This window comes from Roseomonas sp. USHLN139 (assembly GCF_037145735.1).
GTDB lineage: Bacteria > Pseudomonadota > Alphaproteobacteria > Acetobacterales > Acetobacteraceae > Pseudoroseomonas.
In genome coordinates this window covers 165893-188265 of the sequence record NZ_JBBCWY010000002.1, presented here as the reverse complement: position 1 = coordinate 188265, position 22373 = coordinate 165893, and the positions used below count along the sequence as shown (strand labels likewise).

Here is a 22373-nt window from a genome sequence, read left to right as displayed (position 1 = left end):
TCAATCCTCCCCCACCATCGGCGGCCCGGCCATGATGCCGCCATCGATGACGATGGTCTGGCCGGTCATGAAGCTGCCGGCGCGCGAGGCCAGGAAGACCGCGGCGCCGGCGATCTCGTCCGGCTCGCCGATGCGCTGCAGCGGCGTGTCGCGGGTGCGCTTGCGGTAGATCTCCGGATTCTCCCAGAGCGCGCGGGCGAAGTCGGTGCGCACCAGGCCGGGGGCGATGCAATTGGCGCGGATGTTGCGCGGCCCCCATTCCACCGCCAGGTTGCGCGCCAGCTGCATGTCCGCCGCCTTGGAGATGCCATAGCCGCCCAGCACCGGCGAGCCCCTGAGCCCACCGATCGAGGAGACGATGATCACGCTGCCGCCGCCCTGCGCCGCCATGCCGGGCAGCGCCATATGCGCCAGCCAGAGGTTCGACTTGACGTTGGAGGCCATGATCTTGTCGAAGGCCTCGTCCGGCATGTCGATGGCCGGGCCGAAATGGGGATTGATCGCGGCGTTGCAGACCAGGCTGTCGATCCGCCCCCATTTTGCCAGCGTCGCATCGACCAGCGCCTGCAGCTCGGGCTTGCGCCCGATGTTGCAGGCCACCGCGATCGCCTCGCCGCCACGCGCGACGATGCCGTCGACCACCTCCTGGCAGGCGTCGATCTTGCGCGAGGAGACGACGACCTTCGCCCCCTGCTGCGCCATCCGCTCGGCAATGGCGCGGCCGATGCCGCGCGAGGCGCCGGTGACGATGGCCACCATCCCGGTCAGGTCGAAGAGCGAGCGCTCCATCGCTCAGACCCCCTGCCCGGGGCCGGCATTGCGCGGCGGCCGGTGCTTGTTGAGCTCCATGCGGCCGAGCTGGAAGCGGTGCACCTCGTCCGGCCCGTCGACGATGCGCAGCGTGCGCGCGATCTTGTACATGTAGGCGAGCGGGAAATCCTCGGTGACGCCGCCGCCGCCATGCGCCTGGATCGCCCAGTCGATCACCTGGCAGGCCATGTCGGGCGCGGCCACCTTGATCTCGGCGATCTCGGTGCGGGCGACCTTGTTGCCCACCGTGTCCATGCGCCAGGCGGCGTGCAGGGTCAGCAGCCGGCACTGGTCGATCAGGATGCGCGACTGGGCGATGCGGTCGACCATCACGCCCTGGTCGGCCAGCGGCTTGCCGAAGGGGCGGCGCTCCAGGGCACGCTTGCACATCATCGCCAGCGCGCGCTCGGCCAGGCCGATGGCGCGCATGCAGTGGTGGATGCGTCCCGGGCCAAGCCGCCCCTGCGCGATCTCGAAGCCGCGGCCCTCGCCGAGCAGGATATTGTCCACCGGCACGCGGACATCGTTGAACAGCAGCTCGGCATGGCCGTGCGGCGCGTCGTCGAAGCCGAAGACCGGCAGCATGCGCTTGATCACCAGGCCGGGCGTGTCGCGCGGCACCAGGATCATCGACTGCTGGCGGTGCTTGTCGGGCGAATCCGGATCGGTCTTGCCCATCACGATGAAGACCTGGCAGCGCGGATCGCCGGCGCCGGACGACCACCACTTGCGCCCGTTGATCACATAGTGGTCACCGTCGCGGGTGATGCGCGTCTGGATATTGGTCGCGTCCGAGGAGGCGACATCCGGCTCGGTCATGGCGAAGCAGGAGCGGATCTCGCCGGCCAGCAGCGGCTTCAGCCAGCGCTCCTTGTGCGCCTCGGTGCCGTAGCGCTCGATGGTCTCCATGTTGCCGGTGTCGGGGGCCGAGCAGTTGAACACCTCGCTGGCCCAGGGATAGGCGCCCATGATCTCGGCCAGCGGCGCGTATTCCAGGTTGGTCAGCCCGGCGCCATGATGCGAGGCCGGCAGAAACAGGTTCCACAGCCCGGCCTCGCGCGCCTTCGGCTTCAGCGTCTCGACGATCGGCACCGGCTGCCAGCGGTCCGGCATGGCCGCGTGCTGCTCATGGTGCAGATGGTCGTTGGGGATGATGTGCTCGTCCATGAAGGCCTGCAGCCGCTCGCGCAGCGCCACCACTTTCGGCGAATAGCTGAAATCCATGCCCGTCTTCCTCCAGCCGGTTTCATTCTCGATGCAGTGCTGCACGGGCTTGCGCCGGATGGCAAGCCGGCGCCAGGGTTCCTGCCGGAGGAACCCCGTCATGAAAGCCATTCTCTGCGCGGCCTATGGCCCGCCATCCCAGCTGACCCTGCAGGAGATCGCCAGTCCCGTCCCCGGCCCCGGCCAGGTGCTGGTCCGCGTCGAGGCCTGCGGCGTCAATTTCCCCGACATCCTGCTGGTCGAGGGCAAGTACCAGCAGAAGCCGGCCCTGCCCTTCTCGCCGGGCGGCGAGATCTGCGGCGTGGTCGCGGCGCTGGGCGAGGGCGTCATGGCGCCAGCCATCGGCAGCCGCGTCGCCGCGCTGATGACCTATGGCGGCTTCGCCGAGGAGGTGGTGCTGGACGCCGCCCAGCTGGTGCCGGTGCCCGACGGCGTCGCGCCCGTCGCCGCCGCCGCGGTCTGCCTGGCCTATGGCACCGTGCTGCACGGGCTGCGCGACCGCGGCGCGCTGCGGCCGGGCGAGACGCTGCTGGTGCTGGGCGCCGCCGGCGGCACCGGCATGGCCGCGATCCAATTGGGCAAGCTGCTGGGGGCCCGCGTCATCGCCGCCGCCAGCAGCGAGGCCAAGCGCGCCGCCTGCCTGGAAGCGGGCGCCGATGCCGCCGTCGACTACACCGCGCCGGACTGGCGCGAGACGCTGCGCGGCCTGACCGGGGGCCGCGGCCCCGACGTCATCTTCGATCCCGTCGGCGGCGCAGCGGCCGAGCCGGCGCTGCGCTCCATCGCCTGGCGCGGCCGCTACCTGGTGGTCGGCTTCGCCAGCGGCGAGATCCCGCGCCTGCCCTTCAACCTGGCGCTGCTGAAAGGCTGCAGCATCACCGGCGTCTTCTATGGCGACTTCGCCCGGCGCGAGAAGCCGGCCCAGCTGGCGCTGCTGGCCGAGCTGTTCGACTGGGTGGCGGCGGGGAAGCTCGTGCCGCTGGTCTCGGAGAGCTTCCCGCTGGCGCAGGCGGTGGCGGCGCTGGAGCGGCTGGCGGCACGGCAGGCGACCGGCAAGCTGGTGCTGCTCACCCATGCGGCGCCGAGCGCGCCATAAGCGCATCCACCGCCAGCAGCCGGGCGCCGTGGCAGATCACCGGATTGACATCGATCTCGGCGATCTGCCCGGCCTGGTCGGCAGCGAGCTCGGCGACCCGCTGCACCAATTCCGCCAGCCCGTCGATATCCACCGCCGGCATGCCGCGGAAGCCCTTCAGCAATGCCGCGCCGCGCAGCCCCTCGATCAGCCGTCGCGCCTCGGCGCGCGTCACCGGGGCCAGCGCCACACCGCTGTCGCGCAGCAGCTCCACCAGGATGCCGCCGAGCCCGACCACGACCGTCGGGCCGAACAGCGGATCGCGCCGCGCGCCGATCACCATCTCGATGCCCTGCGGCACCATGGGCTGCACCAGCACGCCGTTGATCTGGTCGTCCGTGGTGGCGCGGCGCGCATTGGCCATCACCTCGGCGAAGCCCGCGCGCAGCGCCGCCGCGTCGCGCAGGTCGAGGCGGATGACGCCGGCCTCGGTCTTGTGCGGCAGCGCCGGGCTCTCGACCTTGATCACCACCGGATAGCCGATCCGCTCCGCGACCTGCACCGCCTCTTCCGCGTCAGCGACGAGGATCTCCTGCACCACCGGCACGCCGTATTCGGCGAGCACCGCCTTGGCCTCGCGCTCGGTCAGCACCGGGCCGGCGGCCTGCAGCAGGGCAGCGGCGCGCGCGGCCGCCTCGGGCGGCGCCTGGCGCTCGACCTGGCGCGGCCCTTCGGCGCGCAGCGCAGCGCGCGCCTGCCAGGCGGCGATGGCGGCCAGGCAGCGGTCCATCGAGCGGAACAGCGCGACGCGCGGCTCGGCCTCCACCTCGCGCGCGCCGGGGCCTTCCAGCCATTGCGTGGTCCAGACGACGCAGGCCGGCTTGCCGTGCTGCGCCGCCAGCTCGCCCAGCATGGCGAAGCGCGGCGTCGCCACGTCATAGGCATAGCCGTTCGGCAGGATCAGCGTGCCATAGGCCGGATCAGCCAGCAGCGCCCCGGCGCAGGCGCGCAGCGATTCCGGATCGTTCAGCACCTGCGCGGTGACGTCGCAAGGATTGCGCGCCGAACCGAAATCCGGGATGCGCGCCGCCAGCACCGCCTGCGCCTCCGGGCCCGGCTGCGGCAGCGGCACGCCGCGCAACTCCGCCCGGTCCGCCGCCATGATCGCCGAGCCGCCAGAGGTCGAGACCACGGCGACGCCGTCGGCCTTCGGCGGCGGCGCCTTGGCCAGGAAGCTGGCGCATTCCAGCAGCCCCTCGAAGCCCTCGACCAGCACCATGCCGGCGCGGGCGAAGGCGGCGCGATAGGTGGCATCCGACCCGGCGAGCGATCCCGTGTGCGACAGCGCCGCCTGCGCGCCCTGCTCGCCGGTGGCCAGCTTGTAGACCACCAGCGGCTTGTCCTGCGCCCAGGCGATCTCCGCCGCCTCGATCAGCCGGCGCGGCTCGGCCATGCCCTCGAAGACCAGCGCGATGGCCGAGCAGGCGGGATCCTCCGCCAGTGCCGCCACCAGATCGGCGACATCGACATCGGCGGAATTGCCACAGGTCAGCACCCGGCCGATCGACAGGCCGGCCTCCACCGCCTGGGCCAGGGCGAAGCCGAGATTGCCCGACTGGCTGACGATGCCGATGGCCGGGCGCGCCGGCGGCGCCTTGGCTTCCGGCACGGCGACGAAGCTGATCCTGGCGCCGCGCGCATAATCCACCAAGCCGATGCAGTTCGGCCCGACCAGGCGGACGCCGCCGCGCTGCGCCATGGCGGTGAGCTTCGTCTGCAGCGCGATGCGCTCGGGCCGCCCCGTCTCGGAGAAGCCGGCGGCATAGAGCACCAGCGCGCCGACGCCGGCGGCGATGCAATCCTGCAGCACGCCCTCCGCCGCCTCCATCGGCGTCGCGGCGACGACGAGGTCCGGCACTTCCGGCAGGGCGGCGATCGAGGCGTGGCAGGGATGCTCGCCGATCGTCCCGTAGCGGCCATTGACCAGGTGCAGCCGCCCGGCGAAGCCCGCCAGGTTGCGCATCGTCCGCTCGCCGAAGGAGCCGGGGCGGGCGGAGGCGCCGACGATGGCGATGCTCCGCGGATCCAGCAGCGCGCGCAGATCGGCATGGCGGTAGAGGGCGCGGCGCGGCGCGGGCTGGCTGTCAGGCATCGACGACATCCTCACGGGAATTCTTTTTCGCACTGAACCGGGTGGCAAGGCCGGTGAAGGCCGAGGCCAGGCCGCCCGGCAGGAAGGCCAGCGCAACGATCAGCGCGCCGCCGAGAATGACAGCGTTCACATCGCCGCCGAACGACAGGAAGCGCTCCTGGCCGATGATCAGCGCGGTGCCGAGCAGCGGCCCGAACAGCATCCGCTTGCCGATGATCACCACCGCCGTCAGCATCAGGACGAGGAAATAGGTCTCGAACAGGTCCGGCCCGACATAGGCGCGCTGATAGGCATAGAGCCATCCCGCCGCCGCGCTGAACGGCGCCGAGAGGACGAAGATGCCGAGCCGCACGCGGCGCACATCGATCCCCGACATGGTCGCCAGCCGCGGGTTGAGATGCACCATCATCGCCATGGCGCCGGGGCGCGAGCGGCGGAACTGCCGCACCGCATAGAGGGTGACCAGCAGCAGCACGAAAGCGAAGGGCCAGAGCTCGGCATCGTTGCGTGCGGTCAGCGCCCAGGGCCCGATCGACAGGTCGAGCGTCGGAATGCCGGAGACGCCATCGGAGCCACCCAGGAAATTCCAGTTATGCGCCAGCGCCGCCGCCACCACGGTCGCCGCATAGGTGACGAGGGAGAAGACGAACTCGCGCAGCCGCAGGGTGATCAACCCGAGCAGCAGGGCGATGGCGACGCCCGCCAGCAGCGCGGCTCCGAGCGTGGTCCAGGAGCCCGCGCCGGCGCGCGTCGCCAGCAGGCCGGTGGCATAGGCGCCCGCCGCGAAGAACACCGTATGCGCCAGGCTGACCTCGCCGAGATCGGACAGGACGATATCGAGGCCATAGGCGGCGACGGCCAGGATGGCGATGACGGTGAAGGCGCCGTAGAGCGCCGGCACCTGCCCCGGCAGCAGGAAGACGATGACGGCGGCGACCAGCAGCGCCGCCAGGCGGAGCGCGCCGGTCACCGCCCGGCCCTCGCGCCGAGGGCGAAGCCGCCGGGGCGCAGCACCAGCACCAGGATCAGCAGCCCGAAGGCGGCGGTGCTGGCATAGGCCGGCGAGACGAAGCCGCCGAACAGCGCGGTGAACATGCCCAGCGCGACGCCCGCGACATAGGAGCCGCCGACCGAGCCGATGCCGCCCAGCACGACCACGACGAAGGTGATGATCACCTCCTCGAAGCCGATATTGGTCAGGATCGGCGTGCGCGGCGCGACCAGCGCGGCGGCGAAGGCCACGGCCGCCCCCTCGAAGGCGAAGACCGAGAAATAGACGCGGCGGACGTCGATGCCGGCGAGCTGCGCCAGCTTCGGATCCTCCGCCACCATGCGCGCGGTGCGGCCCAGCGCGCCGCGCTCCAGCCCGAAGCGCAGCAGCGCGAAGACGGCGATGGCGGCGACGACAATCAGCAGGTCCTGGCCGGTGACCCAGGCACCGCCCAGCTCGAAATCGACATAGCTCAGCGGCGTCTCCAGCACCTGCGGATTGCCGCCGAAGACCAGGCCGGCGACGCCGCGCATCACATGGCCGAAGCCCAGCGTGACGATCATGATGGAGACCAGGTCCTGCTCGAAGGTCAGCCGCAGCATCGCCGCCTGCATGATCAGCCCGAGCAGCAGCCCAGCGCCGATGGCGAAGGCGATCGCCACCGGATAGGGCAGGCCGAGCCGCGCCACCGCCCACCAGGTGACGAAGGCGCCGAGCATGTAGATCTGCCCGTGCCCGAAATTGACCAGCCGCGCGACGCCGAGCAGCACGGTCCAGCCGATGGCGACCAGCGCATAGGCATGGCCGAGGATCAGCCCGTTGATCAGGTGCTGCGGCAGGTTCATGCCACTGCCTCCCCCAGATAGGCCTGCAGGATGCGCGGATCGTCGCGCATGGTGGCGACCGGACCTTCGGCCAGGATGCGGCCGCGCTCCAGCAGCACCAGCCGGTCGACCACCTCGATGGCGGCGCGCAGGTTCTGTTCGACCAGCAGGACCGAGAGCTGCGGCCCGACCAGGCTGCGCACCTGGCGCAGCACCTCGGTCACCAGCTTCGGCGCCAGGCCGATCGAGGGCTCGTCGAGCAGCAGCACCGAGGGGCCGAGGCGCAGCGCGCGGGCGATCGCCAGCATCTGCCGCTCGCCGCCCGACAGCGCCGAGGCCAGGTGGTGCAGCCGTTCCTTCAATCGCGGGAACAGCGCGTAGATTTCATCCAGCGAATGCGCGGGGCGGTCGCTGCCGTCCAGCGGGCCTGCCGCTGCGAGATTCTCCTCCACCGTCAGCCGCATGAAGACGGCGCCGCCCTCCGGCACCAGCGACAGGCCGCGGGCGACGCGCGCATGGGTGGCCAGGGCCGAGACATCCTCGCCCCGCACGAAGACCTGGCCGTCGATCCGCGGATGCCCGCGCGACCAGCCGAGCAGCGCATTGACCAGCGTCGACTTGCCCGCGCCATTGGCGCCCACCACGCCGACCAGCTCGCCCGGCGCCAGCCGCAGATGCGGCACCTCCAGCGCGCGATGCCCGGCATAGGCGACGCGCAGGTTGCGCGCTTCCAGCAGCGGCGTCATGCGGCGCGGCCCAGATAGGCTTCCAGCACGCGTGCATCGGCCTGGACCTCGCGCGGCGTGCCGCTGGCCAGCATGCGGCCCTGTTCCAGCACGACGATGCGGTCGGCCAGCTGCATGATCAGGTCCATATGGTGCTCGATCACCACCAGCGCGGCGCCGCGCTGGCGCAGCGCGCGCAGCAGATCCATCAGCCGCGCCATGTCGGCGCCGCCGAGGCCCGCCGCCGGCTCGTCCAGCATCAGCACCCGCGCGCCGCGGCCCCAGGCCAGCGCGATGGAGAGCATGCGCTGGCTGCCATAGGGGATATTGCCGGGGCGGAGCTCGTGCATGCCGCGCGGCACGCCGAACTCCTCGAGCAGTGCCGCCGCCTCGCGCTCCAGCGCCGCGCGGGAACGCGCCTCGCGCCAGGGCGCCAGCAGGCTGGCCAGCAGCCCGCTGCCGGCATCCCGCTGCAGCACCGCCACCATGTTGTCGCGCACGCTGAGCCCGGCGAAGAAGGCGTTCTGCTGGAAGGCGCGCTTCAGCCCGCGCGCCGCCAGCCCGTGCGCCGGGATGGCGGTGACCTCCTCGCCCTCCAGCCAGACGCGGCCGCTGCGCATCGCCAGATGCGTGGCCGCGTCGTAGCAGGAGCTCTTGCCGGCACCGTTGGGGCCGATGATACCGAGGATCTCGCCGGCCGAGACCTGCCAGCTGACATCCTGCAGCGCCACCAGCGCGCCGTAGCGCACGCCCAGGCCCTCGACCCGCAGCAGCGGGCGATCGGCGCCGGCCGCCGTCATGTGCGGACCTCGATCTTGCCGTCCTTCACGGTGAAGAGGTGATGGCTGGACTGCATCTGCCCATCCGCGGCGAAGGAGACATCGCCGAAGACGGTGCCCTTGAAGCTGCCGCCGCGGATGCGCCGGGCGATCGCCTCGCGCTCCAGCGTCTTCAGCTCGTTCGCCGCCGCCGCCCAGACCTGCAGCGCCGCCGCGCCCAGCGCCATGAACTTGTCGGGCGTGTACTTGATGCTCTCCTCGGCGCGCTTGACGAAAAGCTGGTTGACCGGGTTGGAGGCGAAGGGCTCGACATTCGGGAAGTAGATGTCGGCGCCGATGATGCCATTGGCCGCCTCGCCGGCGACGGTGATGACGCTGGGTGCCACCGTGCCGACGGCGGTGACGAACTCGCCGCGGATGCGCATCTGCCGCGCCTGGCGGATCAGCGCCGGCAGGCCCGATCCCTCATTCGCATTGATGGCAACGACCGCATCGGCATTGGCGCCGCGGATATTGGTCAGCGCCACGCGGAAATCGGCCTGGGCGAAGGGGAATTTCTCTTCGCCGACCTTCTCCCAGCTGTGGCCGACCGCCTTCAGCTCGGCCTCGATCGAGGCCTGGGCACCGTTGCCATAGGCGTCGTTCTGGGTGAGGAAGGCGATGCGCTTCGCGCCCATCGCCTTCAGATGCTCGGCGATGACGCGGCCATCCTGCGCGTTGGAGGAGTTCAGCCGCACCGCCAGCGGATTGCCGCCGCCGGTCAGGATCGGATCGGCCTTGGAGACGGCGGTGATGTCCAGCACGCCGGCGCGCGCGATCACTGTCTGCGTCGCCAGCGTCACCGGGCTGTTCCAGCCCTCGATGATGACGGCGACGCCCTCGGCGATCAGCTCGTTGGCGCGGCTGACGCCGACGGCGGGCGTCGATTCATCGTCGCGCTTGATCACCTGGATCGGCCGGCCAAGCACACCGCCCGCCTCGTTGACCAGGGCGGCGGCGATCTCGATCGCCTGGGTCACGTGCTGGCCCTGCGGCGCGGCGCCGCCGCTCAGCGGGAACAGCGCGCCGACCTTGATCGGATCGGCGGCGTAGAGCCGGGCGGGGGCGGCCAGCGCAGCTGCGCCGATCGCCGTCGCCCGCAGCAACTGCCTGCGAGACGTCATCCTGTGGACCTCCTCCTGCGCGACCGTTCTTTTGGCAGACCGGTTCGCTGTCGATCATCGTGCCGCGCGCGGGGCGCGGATGGCAATCCCGTTCCTCAGCGCGGCAGGATGCGCGTCTCCTGCAGATGGCGCAGCCACCAGTCGAGCATGACGCTGCTGTCGATGCAGTCGCCGAAGCCGGCCTGGCGGATCTTGATGGTGCTGACCAGCGAGGCGACCTGGTCCTCGCGGCTGAAAGCGAAATCGGCGAACTGCCAGGAGGCGCCGACCAGGCTGTCGAGCCCGTGTGGGGCCAGGCCGTGGCGCTCGACCATGCGCTGCCACAGCGGCGCCTTGTCGCTCATGATCACCGGCAGCGACATCGGCTGCGGGGCGCCCATCTCCATGCCGAAGACCCTGGCGACGACCGGGAAGAGGCTGCGCCAGGTCATCGCATCACCATTGGTGACGTTGAAGATCTGGTTCGCCGCCCCCGGCGCCTGCCCCGCCCAGGCGATGGCGGCGGCCAGCAGGCGCGCATCCGTCACCTCGGTGATGCGGTCGCCGCGGCCCGGATAGACCAGCGGCAGGCCAAGCTCGCGGCTGATCGCGGCATAGGCGCCGATCGCGGTCAGCAGGTTCATCGCGCTGCCCAGCGCGAAGCCGATCACCGCCTGCGGCCGGAAGATCGTCCAGTCCCAGCCGCTGCCGGGCTGGCGGGCGCGGATATCGTCCTCCTGCTTCCAGTAGAAATTCGGATGGATGTGGCGCGGCGCATCCTCCTTGCCCGGGATCGGCATCTGGCCGAGATGCACGCCATAGGCCTTGGTGCCCTGCAGCAGCGCGACATGCCGCAGCCCCTGCCCCTCCAGCGCGTCGAGGCAGTTGCGCAGCATGGCGCGGTTCACCGCCATCTGCTCGCTGTCCAGCCAGCCGCCGCGCAGATCCGGCATCTCCTGCAGCGCGCCATAGACGAGATGCGTGATGCCGAGCCCCGACAGCGCCGCCCGCGTCGCCGCCGCGTCGGCCAGGTCGACGGAGAGGAAGCGGGCCGATGACGCGAAATCCGGGGCGCGGCGCGACAGGCCGATCACCTCGACGCCGGCGGCTTCGTAGTGGCGCAGGGCGGCGCGGCCGACCAAGCCCAGCGCGCCGGCCACCAGGACCCGCCTGGTCATTCGCGCTTGCCCGCCAGCCGCGCCACCACTGGCCGCCAACGCTCGGCCTGCTGCGCCAGGAAGGTGGCGAAATCGTCGGGCGAGCCGCCGGCGACGAACTGTCCCTCGGCCAGCAGCCGGTCGCGCAGCTCGGTCGATTGCAGGGCGCGGGCGGCGGCGGCGTTCAGCCGCAGGATGGCGGCCTGCGGCGTGCGCGCCGGGGCCAGCAGGCCGAACCAGGTCTGCACCACCATGTCGGGGCCGAGCTCGGAGAAATTCGGGATCTCCGGCGTCACCGCCAGCCGCTCCTCGCCGGTCCAGCCGATGATGCGGCCGCGGCCCGAGCGATGCGCGGCGAGCCCCGAGCTGCCGCCAACGACGATGGCATCCAGCGTGCCGCCCAGCAGGTCGTTCAGCTGCTGCGCATCGCCGCGATAGGTGATCTCCTGCATGCGGATCTTCATGCCTTCCAGCACGGCGACCGCGGCCAGGTTGTTGAAGCTGGTCGGCCCGTTCGAGCCGTAGTTCAGCGCGCCGTTGCGGCTCTGCGCCAGCTTGACGAAATCGGCGATATTGGTCGGCAGCCCGTTGCGCACCACCACCGCGAAAGGCAGCTTGGTCACCAGCACGATCGGCGAGAAATCCTCGGCCTTGTAGGGCAGGCGGTCGGGCAGCAGCGGGTTCAGCGTCAGCGTGGTGCCGGAGGCCATCAGGATAGTGTGGCCATCCGGCTGGGCGCGCGCCACGGCCTCGGCGCCGATCACCGTCTGGGCGCCGGGCTTGTTGTCGACCAGCACCGGCTGGCCGAGCAGCGGCGCCATGACCTCGGCCATCATGCGGGCGGCGACATCGGTGGCCCCGCCCGGCGGGAAGGGCACGATGATGGTCACCGGCCGCGTCGGAAAATTCTCGGCGGCGGCAGCGGGCAGGGCCAGCAGCAGGGCAGCCAGGCCCGCGAACAGCGTCCTCCTCAGCATCCTTTTCTCTCCTCCCTGTGGCGGGCCGCTGCGTGGCGACCCGCTCCGTTATTCGAGTATGCTTTCTCGCAAGGCGCGCAGGCGCGGCGCCTCGAGGCCGAGCGCGGCCTTGGCGAAATCCTCGATCGAGGCATGGCCGGCCAGCGCGCGCTCCAGCGCGGCGTCCAGCAAAGGCGCATGGGCGCGCATCAGCGTCTGCGCCACTTCCGGCGCGGTGCCGGGCGGAAAGACGCGCTCACCACGCCACAGCCCGTTGGTCGCCAGATAATCGTCCATCACGCTCGCCCGCGGCACGCCGAGCAGCGTCAGCAGCAGGGCGGCGCCGAAGCCGGTGCGGTCCTTGCCCGCCGAGCAGTGGAACAGCAGCGGCAGGCGCCCGGGCTCCAGCATCGTCGCGAAAAGCGCGCGATAGACCGGCAGCTTCTGGGTCGCATAAGCCGCGTAAGCCTGCGCCAGCAGGGAAAGGACATCCTCGCCGGTGGCCTGACCGCGCGCCAGGATGTCGCGCAGCGAGGCGCCGACAGTGGGCTCGATCGGCATCGGCAGGGCGGCCACGCCGGGCGGCAGGCGGCTCGGCGCGCGTTCGGCTTCGTGCAGGCCGCGCAGGTCGCAGACGGTCTTCAGCCCCAATGCGCCAATGGTCGCCAGATCATCCCCGGTCAGGCCCCCCAGCGCGGCGGAACGGAAGATCAGGCCGAAGCGCGTGCGCCGCCCGTCGGCCGTCGCATAGCCGCCCAGGTCGCGCAGATTCGTGGCGCCCTGCAGCGCGACGACCCGCGGCAGCGTGCCGAGGCTGGCCGCCATGCTCAGCGGCCCTTGAAGTCGGGGCGGCGCTTGTCGAACCAGGCATCCACCGCCTCGCGATGGTCCTCGGTCGAATGCGCCAAAGCCTGGTAGGCGGCGGAGAGCTCCAACAGGGAAGAAAGCCGCATGTGCTGGCCCTCGCGCAGCAGCCGCTTGGTCATGCGCAGCGCCTGCGGCGGGTTGCGGGCAATGCGGCCGGCCAGCTGGCGGGCGGCGGGCAGCAGTTCCTCATCGGGGACGACGCGCGAGATCAGCCCGCAGGCCAGCGCGGCTTCCGCATCCAGCCGGTCGCCGGTGAAGGCCATCTCGGCCGCCATGCTCTGGCCGACGGCGCGCGGCAGCAGCCAGGCGCCGCCATCGCCGGGAACGATGCCGACACTGACGAAGCTCTCGGCGTAGGAGGAGGAAGCAGCGCCGATGCGGATGTCGCACATGCAGGCCAGATCGAGCCCGGCGCCGATCGCCGGCCCGTTCACCGCGGCGATGGTCGGCACGTCGAGCTCATAGAGCGCCAGCGGGATCTTCTGGATGCCACGGCGGTAGCTGTCGCGGATCTCGGCCGGCGGCATGCCGTAGCGGGCGCGCATCGACTTCAGGTCGCCGCCGGCGGAGAAGGCGCTGCCGGCGCCGGTCAGGATGACGGCGCGCACATCGGGCTCGGCGGCGATGCGGGCGCAGGCCTCGGTGAAGGCCTCGGTGCTGCCGCCTTCGATGGCGAGGGCGTTGCGCTTCTCGGGCGCGTTCATCGTCAGGGTGACGATCGGGCCGTCGCGCTCGAAGAGAAGAAAATCGCTCATGCCATCTCCTGCGGCGCCAGATGGTGGCGCACGAAATCCAGCGTGCCGGCGAAATCGCCCGGCGCCGCCGCCAGATAGGCCCGGCCCAGCCAGCCGGACCAGTAATCGGCGCTGCCGAACAGCGCGCGGCCCTGCAGCAGGCGCGCGGTCGCCAGATGCAGGTCGAGTTCTTCGGTGATGCCGATGGCACCGTGCACGGCATGGGCGATGCCAGCGGCCTCGCGCGCCGCGAGGCCGATGCGGGTCTTGGCCGCGGCGACGCGGGCGCGGTCCAGGCCGAGCGGCCCGTCGCCACCGCCAAGGCTGCCGAGCTGCGCCGCCATCCGCGCGGCCAGCACCTCCTCGGTCAGCACCGCCAGTTGCTGCTGCACCGCCTGGAAGCCGGCGACCGGGCGGCCGAACTGCCGGCGCACCGTCGCATGGGCGATGCTGGACTCCAGGAGCTTCTCCAGCGCGCCGGCCATGGCCGCGCCTTCCAGCCAGGCGCCGAGCAGCAGCCAGTCGGCCGCGGGCACGGCCTGGCCGATGCTGGCTTCCGGCCATTCCAGCCGGCGCTCGAAGGGGGCCGCCGCCTCGATCTCCCGCGCATCGGCCAGTGGCAGCAGGGCGGCATCGCCCGGCAGGATCGCCCATTCGGCCGGGCGCTGCGCCGGGATGCGCGCCTGCAGCGGCGCGCCCCCTGGCATGGCGATCAGCACCGCGCCGGGTGGCGCTGCCTCGCCCAGCAGGGCACGGGCGATGGCGGTCTCGCCGAGCGGCAGCGGCAGCGCGCAGCGACCGGCCGCCAGCAGCACCGGCAGGAACTCGGCCGGGGTCAGGCCGGCGCCGCCCGCCGCCTCCGGGCGCAGGGCGTCGAGGAAGCCGGCCTCCTCGATCCTCGCCCAGAGCCCGTCATCGGTGCCGCCCTGGCGCAGCCGCCGCACCAGCGCCGGCGGGCAGTGCCGCGAGAACAGCTCGGACGCCGCTTCGGCCAGAAGCTCCTGCATCAGCGCAACCCCATGCCGCGCGCGATCATGCCGCGCAGGATTTCCCGCGTGCCGCCGCGGAGCGAATAGGAGGGCGCCATCGACGCCGTATAGGCCAGGGTGCGCAACAGCGCCGGCGGCGGCACGGCATCGGGATCGGGATCGGCGCCCAGGGCCTCGGTCAGCAGCGCCGGGATGGCCTGCTCGAAGCCGGTGCCGAGATCCTTCACCAGCGCCGCCTCGACGATGGGACTGTCGCCGGCGACCAGCCGGGCGGTCACCGCCACCGACAGGGCGCGCAGCGTCGCCAGCTCGGCCAGCAGCCGGCCCAGCAGCCGCTCGGTCGCCGCATCGGCGCCGCGTTCCCGCAGATGGTTGGCCCAGCAATCCAGCAGGACAGCGGACGAAAAAATGCGCTCGGGGCCGCTGCGCTCGAAGGCCAGCTCGGCATTGACCTGGGCCCAGCCGCCGCCCTCCTCGCCGATCAGCGCCTCCTCGCCGAGCAGGACATTGTCAAAGACCACCTCGGCGAAATGCGCCTCGCCGGCCAGGTCGCGGATCGGGTTGATCGTCACCCCCGGCAGCGACAGGTCGATGATGAGCTGGGACAGCCCCTTCTGCCGGTCGGCGGCGGTGCCGGAGGTGCGGACCAGCGCGATCATGAACTGCGCGTGCTGGGCGTGGGTGGTCCAGATCTTGGCGCCGTTCAGCCGCCAGCCGGAGCCTTCGGGCACCGCGCGGGTGGTGACGCTGGCGAGGTCGGAGCCGGCATTCGGCTCGCTCATGCCGATGCAGAAGAAGGACTGGCCGGCGACGATGCGCGGGATGTGGAAGCGGCGCTGCGCCTCGCTGCCGAAGCGCAGGATCAGCGGGCCGCTCTGCCGGTCGGCGATCCAATGCGCGGCGACCGGGGCGCCGGCCGCCAGCAGCTCCTCCACCAGCACGTAGCGGGCGAAGGGGCCGCGCCCGGCGCCGCCATACTCTTCCGGAAAGGTCAGGCCGAGCCAGCCGCGCTCGGCCAGCGCCCGGCTGAAGCCGGCATCGAAGCCCATCCAGGAGCGGGCACGGCGCTCGGGCGGGATCGGCGGGATGCGCTCGCGCAGGAAGCCGCGGATCTCGTCCCGGAAGGCTTCGTCGGCGGCGGGGATGGCGCCGAGCGGCAGGTCCGCGATCATGACAGCGCCTCCGCCCGGGCCAGCGGGTCCAGCCCGATGACGCCACGCGCCGCCAGCGCCGCGATGGCCTCTGGCTCCAGCCCCAGCGTGGCGGCGAGCACCGCGGCGGTGTCCTGCCCCAGCCGCGGCGGCGCCAGCCGGTAGCTGGCGGGCGTCTCGGAGAACTGCGTCGGGAAGCCGATGACCGTGACCGGCGTGCCGTCGTCGCGCGTCATCGACTGCAGCAGGCCGCGCGCGGCAATCTGCGGGTTCGCCAGGATCTGGTCGATGGAATGGATCGGGCCACCGGGGATGCCGGCCTCGGCCATGGCGGCCAGCAGCTCGGCGGCCTTCCAGGGGGCGATGGCGGCGGCCAGCTGCACCTCCAGCGCGCGGCGGTCGCGGCTGCGGCCGGCATTGCTCGCGAAGCGCGGGTCGGCGCCGAGCTCCGGCCTGCCCAGCAGCCGGCACAGCGCCTGGAACTGCCCATCCGTGCCACAGGCGACCAGGATGTAGTCGTCGCTGCAGGCGAAGTCGCGATAGGGCACGACATTGGGGTGGTCATTGCCCAGCCGCTGCGGCACCGCGCCGCCGACCAGGTAGTTCATCGCCTGATTGACCAGCACGGCCACCTGGCTGTCGAGCAGCGCGCAGTCCAGCCACTGCCCCTGCCCGGTCACCTGGCGGTGGTTCAGCGCCGCCAGGATGGAGACCGCGGCATAGAGGCCGGTGAACAGGTCGCTGACCGGCAGGCCGACCTTCATCGGCCCGGCGCCGGCGACGCCTTCGGGGCGGCCGGTGATGCTCATCAGCCCGGACATGCCCTGCACCAGGAAGTCATAGCCGCCGCGCCTGGCATAGGGGCCGGTCTGGCCGAAGCCGGTGACCGAGCAATAGATCAGGCGGGGGTTGGCGGCGCGCAGGCTTTCGGCATCCAGCCCGAAGCGGGCGAGCGCGCCGACGCGAAAATTCTCCACGACGATATCGGCCTGCAGCGCCAACTGCCGGACCAGCGCGGCGCCTTCCGGCTGGGAAAAGTCGATGGCCAGGGAACGCTTGTTGCGGTTGGCACAGAAGAAATAGGCGGCATCGGGCGACGGCGAAGAATCCTCGACGAAGGGAGGGCCCCAGCGGCGGGTGTCGTCGCCGCGGCCGGGCTGCTCGATCTTCAGCACCTCGGCGCCCAGATCGCCCAGGATCTGCGAGGCCCAGGGCGCCGCCAGCACGCGCGACAGGTCCAGCACCTTCAGCCCGTCCAACGCCATCGGACGCGCCTGATCGCCTTCCGCCTGGGCCATGCGGCCTTCTCTCCCCTCGCCGTTTCATTCGTTGAAATTCTATTTCAGAAGAACTATGGCATGGGGCGCGGCGCCTCGGGAAGCCCCATTCGGCGCCGCGCCAGGGAGAGGATCTGCATGGCCTCCTACGAGCCGGTCACCGCGCTGCTGCGCGGGCTGGAGGTGCTGCGGGCGGTCAACCGCCTGCCGGTCGCGACGGTGAAGGAGATCCATCGCCAGACCGGGCTGAACCAGCCCTCCGTGGTGCGGATGCTGGAGACGCTGATGCATGCCGGCTTCGTCACCCGCGACGGGCAGCAGGCGGTGTATCGCCCGACCGGCCGCACGCTGGAGCTCGGCGCCGGCTACGTGCTGCACCGCGAGGTGGGCGAGGTCGCCTCGCCGATCATGTCGGCGCTGCGGCGCCAGGTCGGCTGGCCCTCCGATGTCGCGGTCTTCGACGGCGACGCCATGGTGGTGGCCCATACCAGCCGCGGCGAGGGCCGCTTCCTGTTCGAGCGCCGCCAGGGCTATCGGGCGCCGATCCTGGCGACCTCGCTCGGGCTGTCCTTCCTGGCCTTCAGCGATGCCGGGCACCGGGCGCAGGCGCTGGCGCTCGCCGCCCGCTCACCCGAGCCCTGGAACGACGCGGCCCGCCATCCCGAACGCGCCGCGGCGCTGTTCGCCAGGATCCGCGAGGAGGGCTTTGCGGTGATGGACGAGGCCTATGCGATGCGGGAATACAATGGCCTGGCCAGCTCGATCGGCGTGCCGGTGATGGTCGACGGCCGGGCGCGGGCCGCGGTCAACCTGATGTATCTGCGCGAGGCGATCGACCGCGACGGCGCCGCCACCCGCCTGCTGCCGGTGCTGCGGGAGGCGGCGCAGGAACTGGCAAAAGTCTTCGCCGGGCTGAATGCCGGCATCTGGCCTTCCCCCGCGCCGCCGCCCTGAGCGCTACTTGCTCGGCCGCGTCATGTCGAAGCGGCTTTCCGGCCCGATGGCGGCATAGGCGGTCGGCCCGCCGGCGCGCATCACGACGCCCGAGTTGAAGGTGTCGTAGATGCCGTCCTTCAGCAAATGCTGGGCGATGTGCACGGCGACGACCTCGGCCAGCACCAGCCAGCCGAGTGCCGGGCGGCCGTCATGCCCCTTCAGGTCGATGACGTCGCAGACCTTGCATTCGAAGCTGACCGGGCTTTCCGCCACCCGCGGCGCCCCGATGATGCGCGACGCAACCGGCGTCAGGCCGGCATGGGAAAACTCGTCCTGGCCATAGGGCAGCGGTGCGCAGGTCAGGTTCATCGCCTCGGCCAGGTCGCGGGTCACCAGGTTCCAGGCGAATTCCCGCGTCTCCCGCGCGTTGCGCAGGCTGTCCTTCGGCGCATGCGTGGTCGAGAAGCCGATGATCGGCGGGCTGTAGCAGAAGGCATTGAAGAAGCTGTAGGGCGCGAGGTTGAGCGACCCGTCGGTGCCCCTGGAGGAAATCCAGCCGATCGGGCGCGGGCCGATGATGGCGTTGAAGGGGTCGTGCGGCAGGCCGTGGCCCTTGGCGGGCTCGTAGAAATAGCTGTCGGTCATCGGGGCGAAGCCTTGTTGCGGTTGGCCGGCAGACTGCCCCGGCGCGGGCCGGATGGCGAGAGCCGGCGGGAGCGAAGCTGTCGTTATCGTTACCGGAAATTCATTCTTCGGGCGGGTAAGCAGGGCGGCCCCCTGCCACCCCGGAGACTGGATGTCGGCCACGCTGCCCCGCCCGGACCTTGCCCTGCCCGCGCTGCAGCCGGTGGCCGAGGCCGGTCGCCTGGCCGCCTTCTTCCGCCCCGGCCCGCCGGCGCCGGTCCGGCAGCGCCGGCTGCTGGTCTCGCTGGCGCCGCGGCAGGACAGCCCTGCGGCCGACAGCTCGGCGGCGGGCAGTCCGGCGGCGGGCAGTCCGGCGGTCTGGGGGCTGGAATTCCTCGGGCGCTTCCAGGCCGGGCTGCTCGGGCTGACCGATGCCGGGGCCGGCTGGTATCCGCGCGACGACATGGCGGCCCTGCTGCCCCAGCTGCGGCCGATCCTGGCGGCGCATGACCGGGTGGTGCTCTACGGCTTCAGCATGGGGGCCTACGCGGCGCTGAAATACAGCGCGGCGCTCGGGGCCGATGTGGTGCTGGCCTTCGCCCCCCAGGCCTCGATCGAGCCGGCGCTGGTCGGCGGCTTCGACGCGCGGCGCCCGGCCTGCTTCTACCGGCCGCCGCTGCATGACGGCATGGCGGTGACGGCCACGGATCTCGGCGGGCTGGCCCTGGCCTTCCACGATCCGGCGCTGCCCGACGATGCCGGCCATGCCGCGCTGCTGGCCGCGACCGGGCGGGTGGCCACCGTCGCCACCCCCTTCACCGGGCATGAGCCGGTGCGCTTCGCCAAGGCCACCGGCCTGGTGGGGCACCTGCTGCAGGCCGCGCTGGACGGCAGCCTGACGCCGGGGGCGGCGCGGCGCTGGCGCCGGCAGGACCGCGCCCGCTGCCCGCATTACTGGCTGGCGCTGGTCGAGGACGGGCTGCCCCGCGGCCGCGCCGCATCGCTGCTGCCGCGGCTGGAGCGTGCCCTGGCCGAGGCGCGCAGAACAGCGCCGCTGCAGCTGGCGCGCCTGCTGGCCCTGCTGGAGACCGGCGCCGAGGCCGAGGCGCAGGCCGTCCTGCGCCACTTCACCCCCGCCCCGCGCGCGGCGGTGGAGGAGCGCCTGGCGCTGTGGCGGATCGCCGCCAGCCTCGGCCTGCCGCCGCCTGAGGGCGCCGAGCCGCCGCCGGACACGCCGCTCGACCGGCCCTGGCGGCAGGTGGTCGACTTCCTGGCGCCGCGCCTGGCGCCGCGCGACCGGGTCCTGGCGCCACGGCCCTTCTGGCGCTGCTTCCAGGGCTGCCGGCTGGCGGAGCGGCCGCGCCCGGGGCCGCTGCCGGACTGGGTGGTGCTGCACAAGGGCGCGCTGCGGCCGGGCCAGGGCGACTTCCTGCGCGCCCTGACGCGGCAGGCCCGGCCGGTCTTCGGCAATGACGTCTTCGGCGTGTTCCAGACCGCCGGCACCGCGCCGGAAATGCCGCCTGGCCGCCATCGCCGCGACCTGGAGCGCCGGCTGCGGGCCGCCACCGGCGAGCCCGCCTGGCGCGCGACGCTCGCGGCCGCCTGGCGGCGGGTCGCCGGCCCGGGGTGAGGGCGGGCAGCCGCCCGCGCCCGATCCGGGCGCCAGATCCGGGCGCTAGATCCGGGTGCTAGATCCGGAAGTCGCGCAGCAGCACGGCCAGCTCCGGCTCGACCACCCGCTCCGCGGCTTCGGCCAGGGTGAACCATTCGGTCTCGCGCTCGGCGCGCTCGGGCCAGTCATCGAGCTGCCGCTCGACCCAGAGCGGGAAGACGCCGACCGTGCAGGGCACGAAGCGGCCGTCGCGCAGCTCCTTGTCGTAGCGGTATTCGCCGACCGCCAGCAGCTCCATGCGGCCCTGCAGCCCGGCTTCCTCGAAGGCCTCCTTGGCGGCCAGCTCATGCGGGCAGAGGCCGGGCTCCGCCCAGCCCTTGGGCAGCACCCAGCGGCGGGTGCGCCGGCTGGTCAGCAGCATCACCTGCAGCACGGCGCCCTGACGGCGCAGCGGCAGGGCGGCATATTGCCGGCCGCCCAGGATCTTCTCGGCGAGCGACATCTTCGCCTGGGAGGACTTCGCGGATTCTGTCATCGAACTGACATAATAGTGCTATGGAGGCGCCCGGTGAAGGTCGGCAGGGAATTAAGCTGCTGGCGTTAGCCCGTCTTTATGTCGCTGTCATGACCAAATCATGACGATACGGTTACCCGCGCCGGGAGTGTTTGCGCATGCTGTCTCTGTTTCGCCGGCTGATGCCGCGCGAGGAACGTTTCTTCGATCTGTTCGCCCGCCATGCCGATTGCGTGGTGCGTGGGGCGGAGGCGCTGCGCGGCATGCTGGATGGCGGCGCGGCGGTGCAGCAGTATTTCCCGGCCGTGCTGGCCGCCGAGGACGAGGCGGATGCGGTGACGCGCGAGGTGGTGCAGGCGGTGCGGCGCACCTTCGTCACCCCCTTCGACCGCGGCGACATCCAGGCGCTGATCGGGCGGATGGACGACACCGTCGACCAGATGAAGAAGACCGCCAAGGCCATCGTCTTCTTCGAGATGACCGAGTTCGACGCCGACTACCAGCGGATGGGCGACCAGGTGCTGCGCGCCGCCCAGCTGATGCGCGAGGCGGTACCGCTGCTGGCGAAGATCAGCGCCAATGCCGGGCAGATCGGCGTGGTCTGCGAGTCCATCCGCCAGGTCGAGGGCGCGGCGGACGACATCCATGATGCCGGCGTCACCGCGCTGTTCCGCCATGCCCAGCCGGACCAGGTGCTGCGCTTCATCGCGGCGCGGGAGGTGTTCGACCTGCTGGAGAAGACGGTCGACCGCTTCGACGATGCGGCGAACGAGATCGAGAACATCGTCGTGGAGCATGTGTGAGCGCGATGGACGCCACCCTTGCGCTGCCACTGCTGATCGGGCTGATCGGCGTGGCGCTGCTGTTCGACTTCCTGAACGGCCTGCATGACGCGGCGAATGCCATCGCCACCATCGTCTCGACCCGGGTGCTGCGGCCGCAATACGCGGTGATGTGGGCCGCCTTCTTCAACTTCATCGCCTTCCTGTTCTTCGGCCTGCATGTGGCCGGCACGATCGGCACCGGGATCGTCGAGGCCGGCATCATCGATCCCGCGGTGATCTTCGCCGCGCTGATGGGCGCCATCGCCTGGAACCTGATCACCTGGGCCTATGGCATCCCCTCCTCCAGCTCGCATGCGCTGGTCGGCGGCATCCTCGGCGCCGGCACCATGAAGGCCGGCTTCAGCGTCATCGTCTGGTCGGGGCTGGGCAAGACCCTGGCGGCGATCGTGCTGTCGCCGCTGGTCGGGCTGCTGCTCTCGCTGCTGCTGGTGCTGATCGTCTCCTGGGTCTTCGTGCGGCAGACACCCTTCGTGGTCGACAGCAGCTTCCGGCTGCTGCAGTTCGTCTCGGCCTCGCTCTATTCGCTGGGGCATGGCGGCAATGACGCGCAGAAGACCATGGGGATCATCGCCGTGCTGCTCTATTCCCAGGGCATGACGGGGGGCGAGTTCCATGTGCCGCTCTGGGTGGTGCTGTCCTGCCACACGGCGATGGGGCTGGGCACGCTGATGGGCGGCTGGCGCATCGTGCACACCATGGGCTCGAAGATCACCCGGCTGACGCCGATGCAGGGGTTCTGCGCCGAGACCGGCGGCGCGATCACGCTGTTCGTCGCGACCGGCCTCGGCGTGCCGGTTTCCACCACGCACACCATCACCGGCGCCATCGTCGGCGTCGGCGCGGCGCGGCGGGCCTCGGCGGTGCGCTGGGGTGTCGCCGGCAATATCGTCATCGCCTGGGTGGTGACGCTGCCCGCCGCGGCGCTGATCGCCGCCGCGACCTATCTGCTGGTCGGCTTCGTGGGATAGAAAGAAGAAGGGGTCCAGGGG

At 71.6% G+C, this 22373-nt stretch carries 22 protein-coding genes; 5 read left to right on the top strand and 17 right to left on the bottom strand.

All coding sequences use genetic code 11. The features are described 5' to 3' along the window. Nucleotides 1-789 (bottom strand): SDR family NAD(P)-dependent oxidoreductase, encoded by a 789-nt coding sequence (locus WFI16_RS08185; protein ID WP_419897327.1) that lies wholly within the window; start codon nt 787-789, stop codon nt 1-3. Nucleotides 790-792: 3 nt separating this feature from the next. Next, on the bottom strand, nt 793-2034 hold the full coding sequence (locus WFI16_RS08180; RefSeq protein ID WP_419897326.1) for an acyl-CoA dehydrogenase family protein: 1242 nt from the start codon (nt 2032-2034) through the stop codon (nt 793-795). Nucleotides 2035-2134: 100 nt separating this feature from the next. Between WFI16_RS08180 and WFI16_RS08175 the strand changes: the two genes are divergently transcribed. Beyond that, a complete protein-coding gene (locus WFI16_RS08175) occupies nt 2135-3130 on the top strand; it encodes an NADPH:quinone oxidoreductase family protein (RefSeq protein ID WP_419897325.1) in 996 nt (331 codons plus the stop codon). Here the strand turns inward: WFI16_RS08175 and WFI16_RS08170 are convergent. From WFI16_RS08170 to WFI16_RS08110, 13 genes are all read right to left on the bottom strand, one after another. After that, nucleotides 3102-5261 (bottom strand): acetate--CoA ligase family protein, encoded by a 2160-nt coding sequence (locus WFI16_RS08170; protein WP_419897324.1) that lies wholly within the window; start codon nt 5259-5261, stop codon nt 3102-3104. The genes WFI16_RS08175 and WFI16_RS08170 overlap by 29 nt on opposite strands. Continuing rightward, nucleotides 5254-6231, bottom strand: coding sequence for a branched-chain amino acid ABC transporter permease (locus WFI16_RS08165; protein WP_419897323.1), 978 nt, complete (start codon nt 6229-6231; stop codon nt 5254-5256). Before WFI16_RS08165 ends, WFI16_RS08170 begins: the two co-directional genes overlap by 8 nt. Continuing rightward, nucleotides 6228-7097, bottom strand: coding sequence for a branched-chain amino acid ABC transporter permease (locus tag WFI16_RS08160; protein ID WP_419897322.1), 870 nt, complete (start codon nt 7095-7097; stop codon nt 6228-6230). Before WFI16_RS08160 ends, WFI16_RS08165 begins: the two co-directional genes overlap by 4 nt. Further along, nucleotides 7094-7822, bottom strand: coding sequence for an ABC transporter ATP-binding protein (locus tag WFI16_RS08155; RefSeq protein WP_419897321.1), 729 nt, complete (start codon nt 7820-7822; stop codon nt 7094-7096). The genes WFI16_RS08160 and WFI16_RS08155 overlap by 4 nt, the downstream gene beginning before the upstream one ends. Further along, a complete protein-coding gene (locus WFI16_RS08150; protein WP_419897320.1) occupies nt 7819-8601 on the bottom strand; it encodes an ABC transporter ATP-binding protein in 783 nt (260 codons plus the stop codon). The genes WFI16_RS08155 and WFI16_RS08150 overlap by 4 nt, the downstream gene beginning before the upstream one ends. Next, complete coding sequence (locus tag WFI16_RS08145) at nt 8598-9743, bottom strand: ABC transporter substrate-binding protein (RefSeq protein WP_419897319.1); 1146 nt, start codon at nt 9741-9743, stop codon at nt 8598-8600. The genes WFI16_RS08150 and WFI16_RS08145 overlap by 4 nt, the downstream gene beginning before the upstream one ends. A gap of 95 nt (nt 9744-9838) precedes the next feature. Beyond that, the gene (locus tag WFI16_RS08140) at nt 9839-10900 is read right to left on the bottom strand and encodes an SDR family oxidoreductase (RefSeq protein WP_419897318.1); all 1062 of its coding nucleotides are present in this window, start codon (nt 10898-10900) and stop codon (nt 9839-9841) included. After that, on the bottom strand, nt 10897-11856 hold the full coding sequence (locus WFI16_RS08135) for a tripartite tricarboxylate transporter substrate binding protein (RefSeq protein ID WP_419897317.1): 960 nt from the start codon (nt 11854-11856) through the stop codon (nt 10897-10899). The genes WFI16_RS08140 and WFI16_RS08135 overlap by 4 nt, the downstream gene beginning before the upstream one ends. A gap of 48 nt (nt 11857-11904) precedes the next feature. Further along, nucleotides 11905-12660 (bottom strand): tyrosine-protein phosphatase, encoded by a 756-nt coding sequence (locus WFI16_RS08130; protein ID WP_419897316.1) that lies wholly within the window; start codon nt 12658-12660, stop codon nt 11905-11907. A gap of 2 nt (nt 12661-12662) precedes the next feature. Continuing rightward, nucleotides 12663-13457, bottom strand: coding sequence for a crotonase/enoyl-CoA hydratase family protein (locus WFI16_RS08125; RefSeq protein WP_419897315.1), 795 nt, complete (start codon nt 13455-13457; stop codon nt 12663-12665). After that, nucleotides 13454-14443, bottom strand: coding sequence for an acyl-CoA dehydrogenase family protein (locus WFI16_RS08120; protein ID WP_419897314.1), 990 nt, complete (start codon nt 14441-14443; stop codon nt 13454-13456). Before WFI16_RS08120 ends, WFI16_RS08125 begins: the two co-directional genes overlap by 4 nt. Then, nucleotides 14443-15597 carry an acyl-CoA dehydrogenase family protein gene (locus WFI16_RS08115; RefSeq protein WP_419897313.1) on the bottom strand — a complete coding sequence of 385 codons (1155 nt, stop codon included), beginning with the start codon at nt 15595-15597 and terminating at the stop codon, nt 14443-14445. The genes WFI16_RS08120 and WFI16_RS08115 overlap by 1 nt, the downstream gene beginning before the upstream one ends. Then, a complete protein-coding gene (locus WFI16_RS08110; protein ID WP_419897312.1) occupies nt 15594-16874 on the bottom strand; it encodes a CaiB/BaiF CoA transferase family protein in 1281 nt (426 codons plus the stop codon). The genes WFI16_RS08115 and WFI16_RS08110 overlap by 4 nt, the downstream gene beginning before the upstream one ends. Nucleotides 16875-16991: 117 nt before the next feature. Here WFI16_RS08110 and WFI16_RS08105 point away from each other — a divergent pair, with 117 nt between their 5' ends. Then, the gene (locus tag WFI16_RS08105) at nt 16992-17807 is read left to right on the top strand and encodes a helix-turn-helix domain-containing protein (RefSeq protein ID WP_419897311.1); all 816 of its coding nucleotides are present in this window, start codon (nt 16992-16994) and stop codon (nt 17805-17807) included. Nucleotides 17808-17810: 3 nt separating this feature from the next. Here WFI16_RS08105 and WFI16_RS08100 read toward each other — a convergent pair whose 3' ends face one another. Then, complete coding sequence (locus WFI16_RS08100; RefSeq protein WP_419897310.1) at nt 17811-18434, bottom strand: flavin reductase family protein; 624 nt, start codon at nt 18432-18434, stop codon at nt 17811-17813. A gap of 151 nt (nt 18435-18585) precedes the next feature. Between WFI16_RS08100 and WFI16_RS08095 the strand changes: the two genes are divergently transcribed. Then, entirely contained in the window at nt 18586-20043 is a 1458-nt protein-coding gene (locus tag WFI16_RS08095) for a hypothetical protein (RefSeq protein WP_419897309.1), read from the top strand. A 58-nt stretch (nt 20044-20101) separates the two neighbouring features. On the opposite strand, the gene WFI16_RS08090 is transcribed toward WFI16_RS08095, so the two are convergent. Beyond that, nucleotides 20102-20560 carry an NUDIX hydrolase gene (locus WFI16_RS08090; protein WP_419897308.1) on the bottom strand — a complete coding sequence of 153 codons (459 nt, stop codon included), beginning with the start codon at nt 20558-20560 and terminating at the stop codon, nt 20102-20104. A gap of 137 nt (nt 20561-20697) precedes the next feature. On the opposite strand from WFI16_RS08090, the gene WFI16_RS08085 reads away from it, so the two are divergent. Both WFI16_RS08085 and WFI16_RS08080 read left to right on the top strand, forming a co-directional pair. Continuing rightward, entirely contained in the window at nt 20698-21342 is a 645-nt protein-coding gene (locus tag WFI16_RS08085) for a DUF47 domain-containing protein (RefSeq protein WP_419897307.1), read from the top strand. A gap of 5 nt (nt 21343-21347) precedes the next feature. Next, nucleotides 21348-22352, top strand: a complete 1005-nt coding sequence (locus WFI16_RS08080) for an inorganic phosphate transporter (RefSeq protein WP_419897306.1) — start codon at nt 21348-21350, stop codon at nt 22350-22352. The last annotated feature ends 21 nt before the right edge of the window (nt 22353-22373 follow it).

Bases quoted from the DNA above. Each gene is read 5' to 3' on its own strand.
- WFI16_RS08185 (WP_419897327.1), bottom strand. From the start codon at position 789: ATGGAGCGCTCGCTCTTCGACCTGACCGGGATGGTGGCCATCGTCACC.
- WFI16_RS08180 (WP_419897326.1), bottom strand. From the start codon at position 2,034: ATGGATTTCAGCTATTCGCCGAAAGTGGTGGCGCTGCGCGAGCGGCTG.
- WFI16_RS08175 (WP_419897325.1), top strand. From the start codon at position 2,135: ATGAAAGCCATTCTCTGCGCGGCCTATGGCCCGCCATCCCAGCTGACC.
- WFI16_RS08170 (WP_419897324.1), bottom strand. From the start codon at position 5,261: ATGCCTGACAGCCAGCCCGCGCCGCGCCGCGCCCTCTACCGCCATGCC.
- WFI16_RS08160 (WP_419897322.1), bottom strand. From the start codon at position 7,097: ATGAACCTGCCGCAGCACCTGATCAACGGGCTGATCCTCGGCCATGCC.
- WFI16_RS08155 (WP_419897321.1), bottom strand. From the start codon at position 7,822: ATGACGCCGCTGCTGGAAGCGCGCAACCTGCGCGTCGCCTATGCCGGG.
- WFI16_RS08150 (WP_419897320.1), bottom strand. From the start codon at position 8,601: ATGACGGCGGCCGGCGCCGATCGCCCGCTGCTGCGGGTCGAGGGCCTG.
- WFI16_RS08145 (WP_419897319.1), bottom strand. From the start codon at position 9,743: ATGACGTCTCGCAGGCAGTTGCTGCGGGCGACGGCGATCGGCGCAGCT.
- WFI16_RS08140 (WP_419897318.1), bottom strand. From the start codon at position 10,900: ATGACCAGGCGGGTCCTGGTGGCCGGCGCGCTGGGCTTGGTCGGCCGC.
- WFI16_RS08135 (WP_419897317.1), bottom strand. From the start codon at position 11,856: ATGCTGAGGAGGACGCTGTTCGCGGGCCTGGCTGCCCTGCTGCTGGCC.
- WFI16_RS08130 (WP_419897316.1), bottom strand. From the start codon at position 12,660: ATGGCGGCCAGCCTCGGCACGCTGCCGCGGGTCGTCGCGCTGCAGGGC.
- WFI16_RS08125 (WP_419897315.1), bottom strand. From the start codon at position 13,457: ATGAGCGATTTTCTTCTCTTCGAGCGCGACGGCCCGATCGTCACCCTG.
- WFI16_RS08120 (WP_419897314.1), bottom strand. From the start codon at position 14,443: ATGCAGGAGCTTCTGGCCGAAGCGGCGTCCGAGCTGTTCTCGCGGCAC.
- WFI16_RS08115 (WP_419897313.1), bottom strand. From the start codon at position 15,597: ATGATCGCGGACCTGCCGCTCGGCGCCATCCCCGCCGCCGACGAAGCC.
- WFI16_RS08110 (WP_419897312.1), bottom strand. From the start codon at position 16,874: ATGGCCCAGGCGGAAGGCGATCAGGCGCGTCCGATGGCGTTGGACGGG.
- WFI16_RS08105 (WP_419897311.1), top strand. From the start codon at position 16,992: ATGGCCTCCTACGAGCCGGTCACCGCGCTGCTGCGCGGGCTGGAGGTG.
- WFI16_RS08100 (WP_419897310.1), bottom strand. From the start codon at position 18,434: ATGACCGACAGCTATTTCTACGAGCCCGCCAAGGGCCACGGCCTGCCG.
- WFI16_RS08095 (WP_419897309.1), top strand. From the start codon at position 18,586: ATGTCGGCCACGCTGCCCCGCCCGGACCTTGCCCTGCCCGCGCTGCAG.
- WFI16_RS08090 (WP_419897308.1), bottom strand. From the start codon at position 20,560: ATGACAGAATCCGCGAAGTCCTCCCAGGCGAAGATGTCGCTCGCCGAG.
- WFI16_RS08085 (WP_419897307.1), top strand. From the start codon at position 20,698: ATGCTGTCTCTGTTTCGCCGGCTGATGCCGCGCGAGGAACGTTTCTTC.
- WFI16_RS08080 (WP_419897306.1), top strand. From the start codon at position 21,348: ATGGACGCCACCCTTGCGCTGCCACTGCTGATCGGGCTGATCGGCGTG.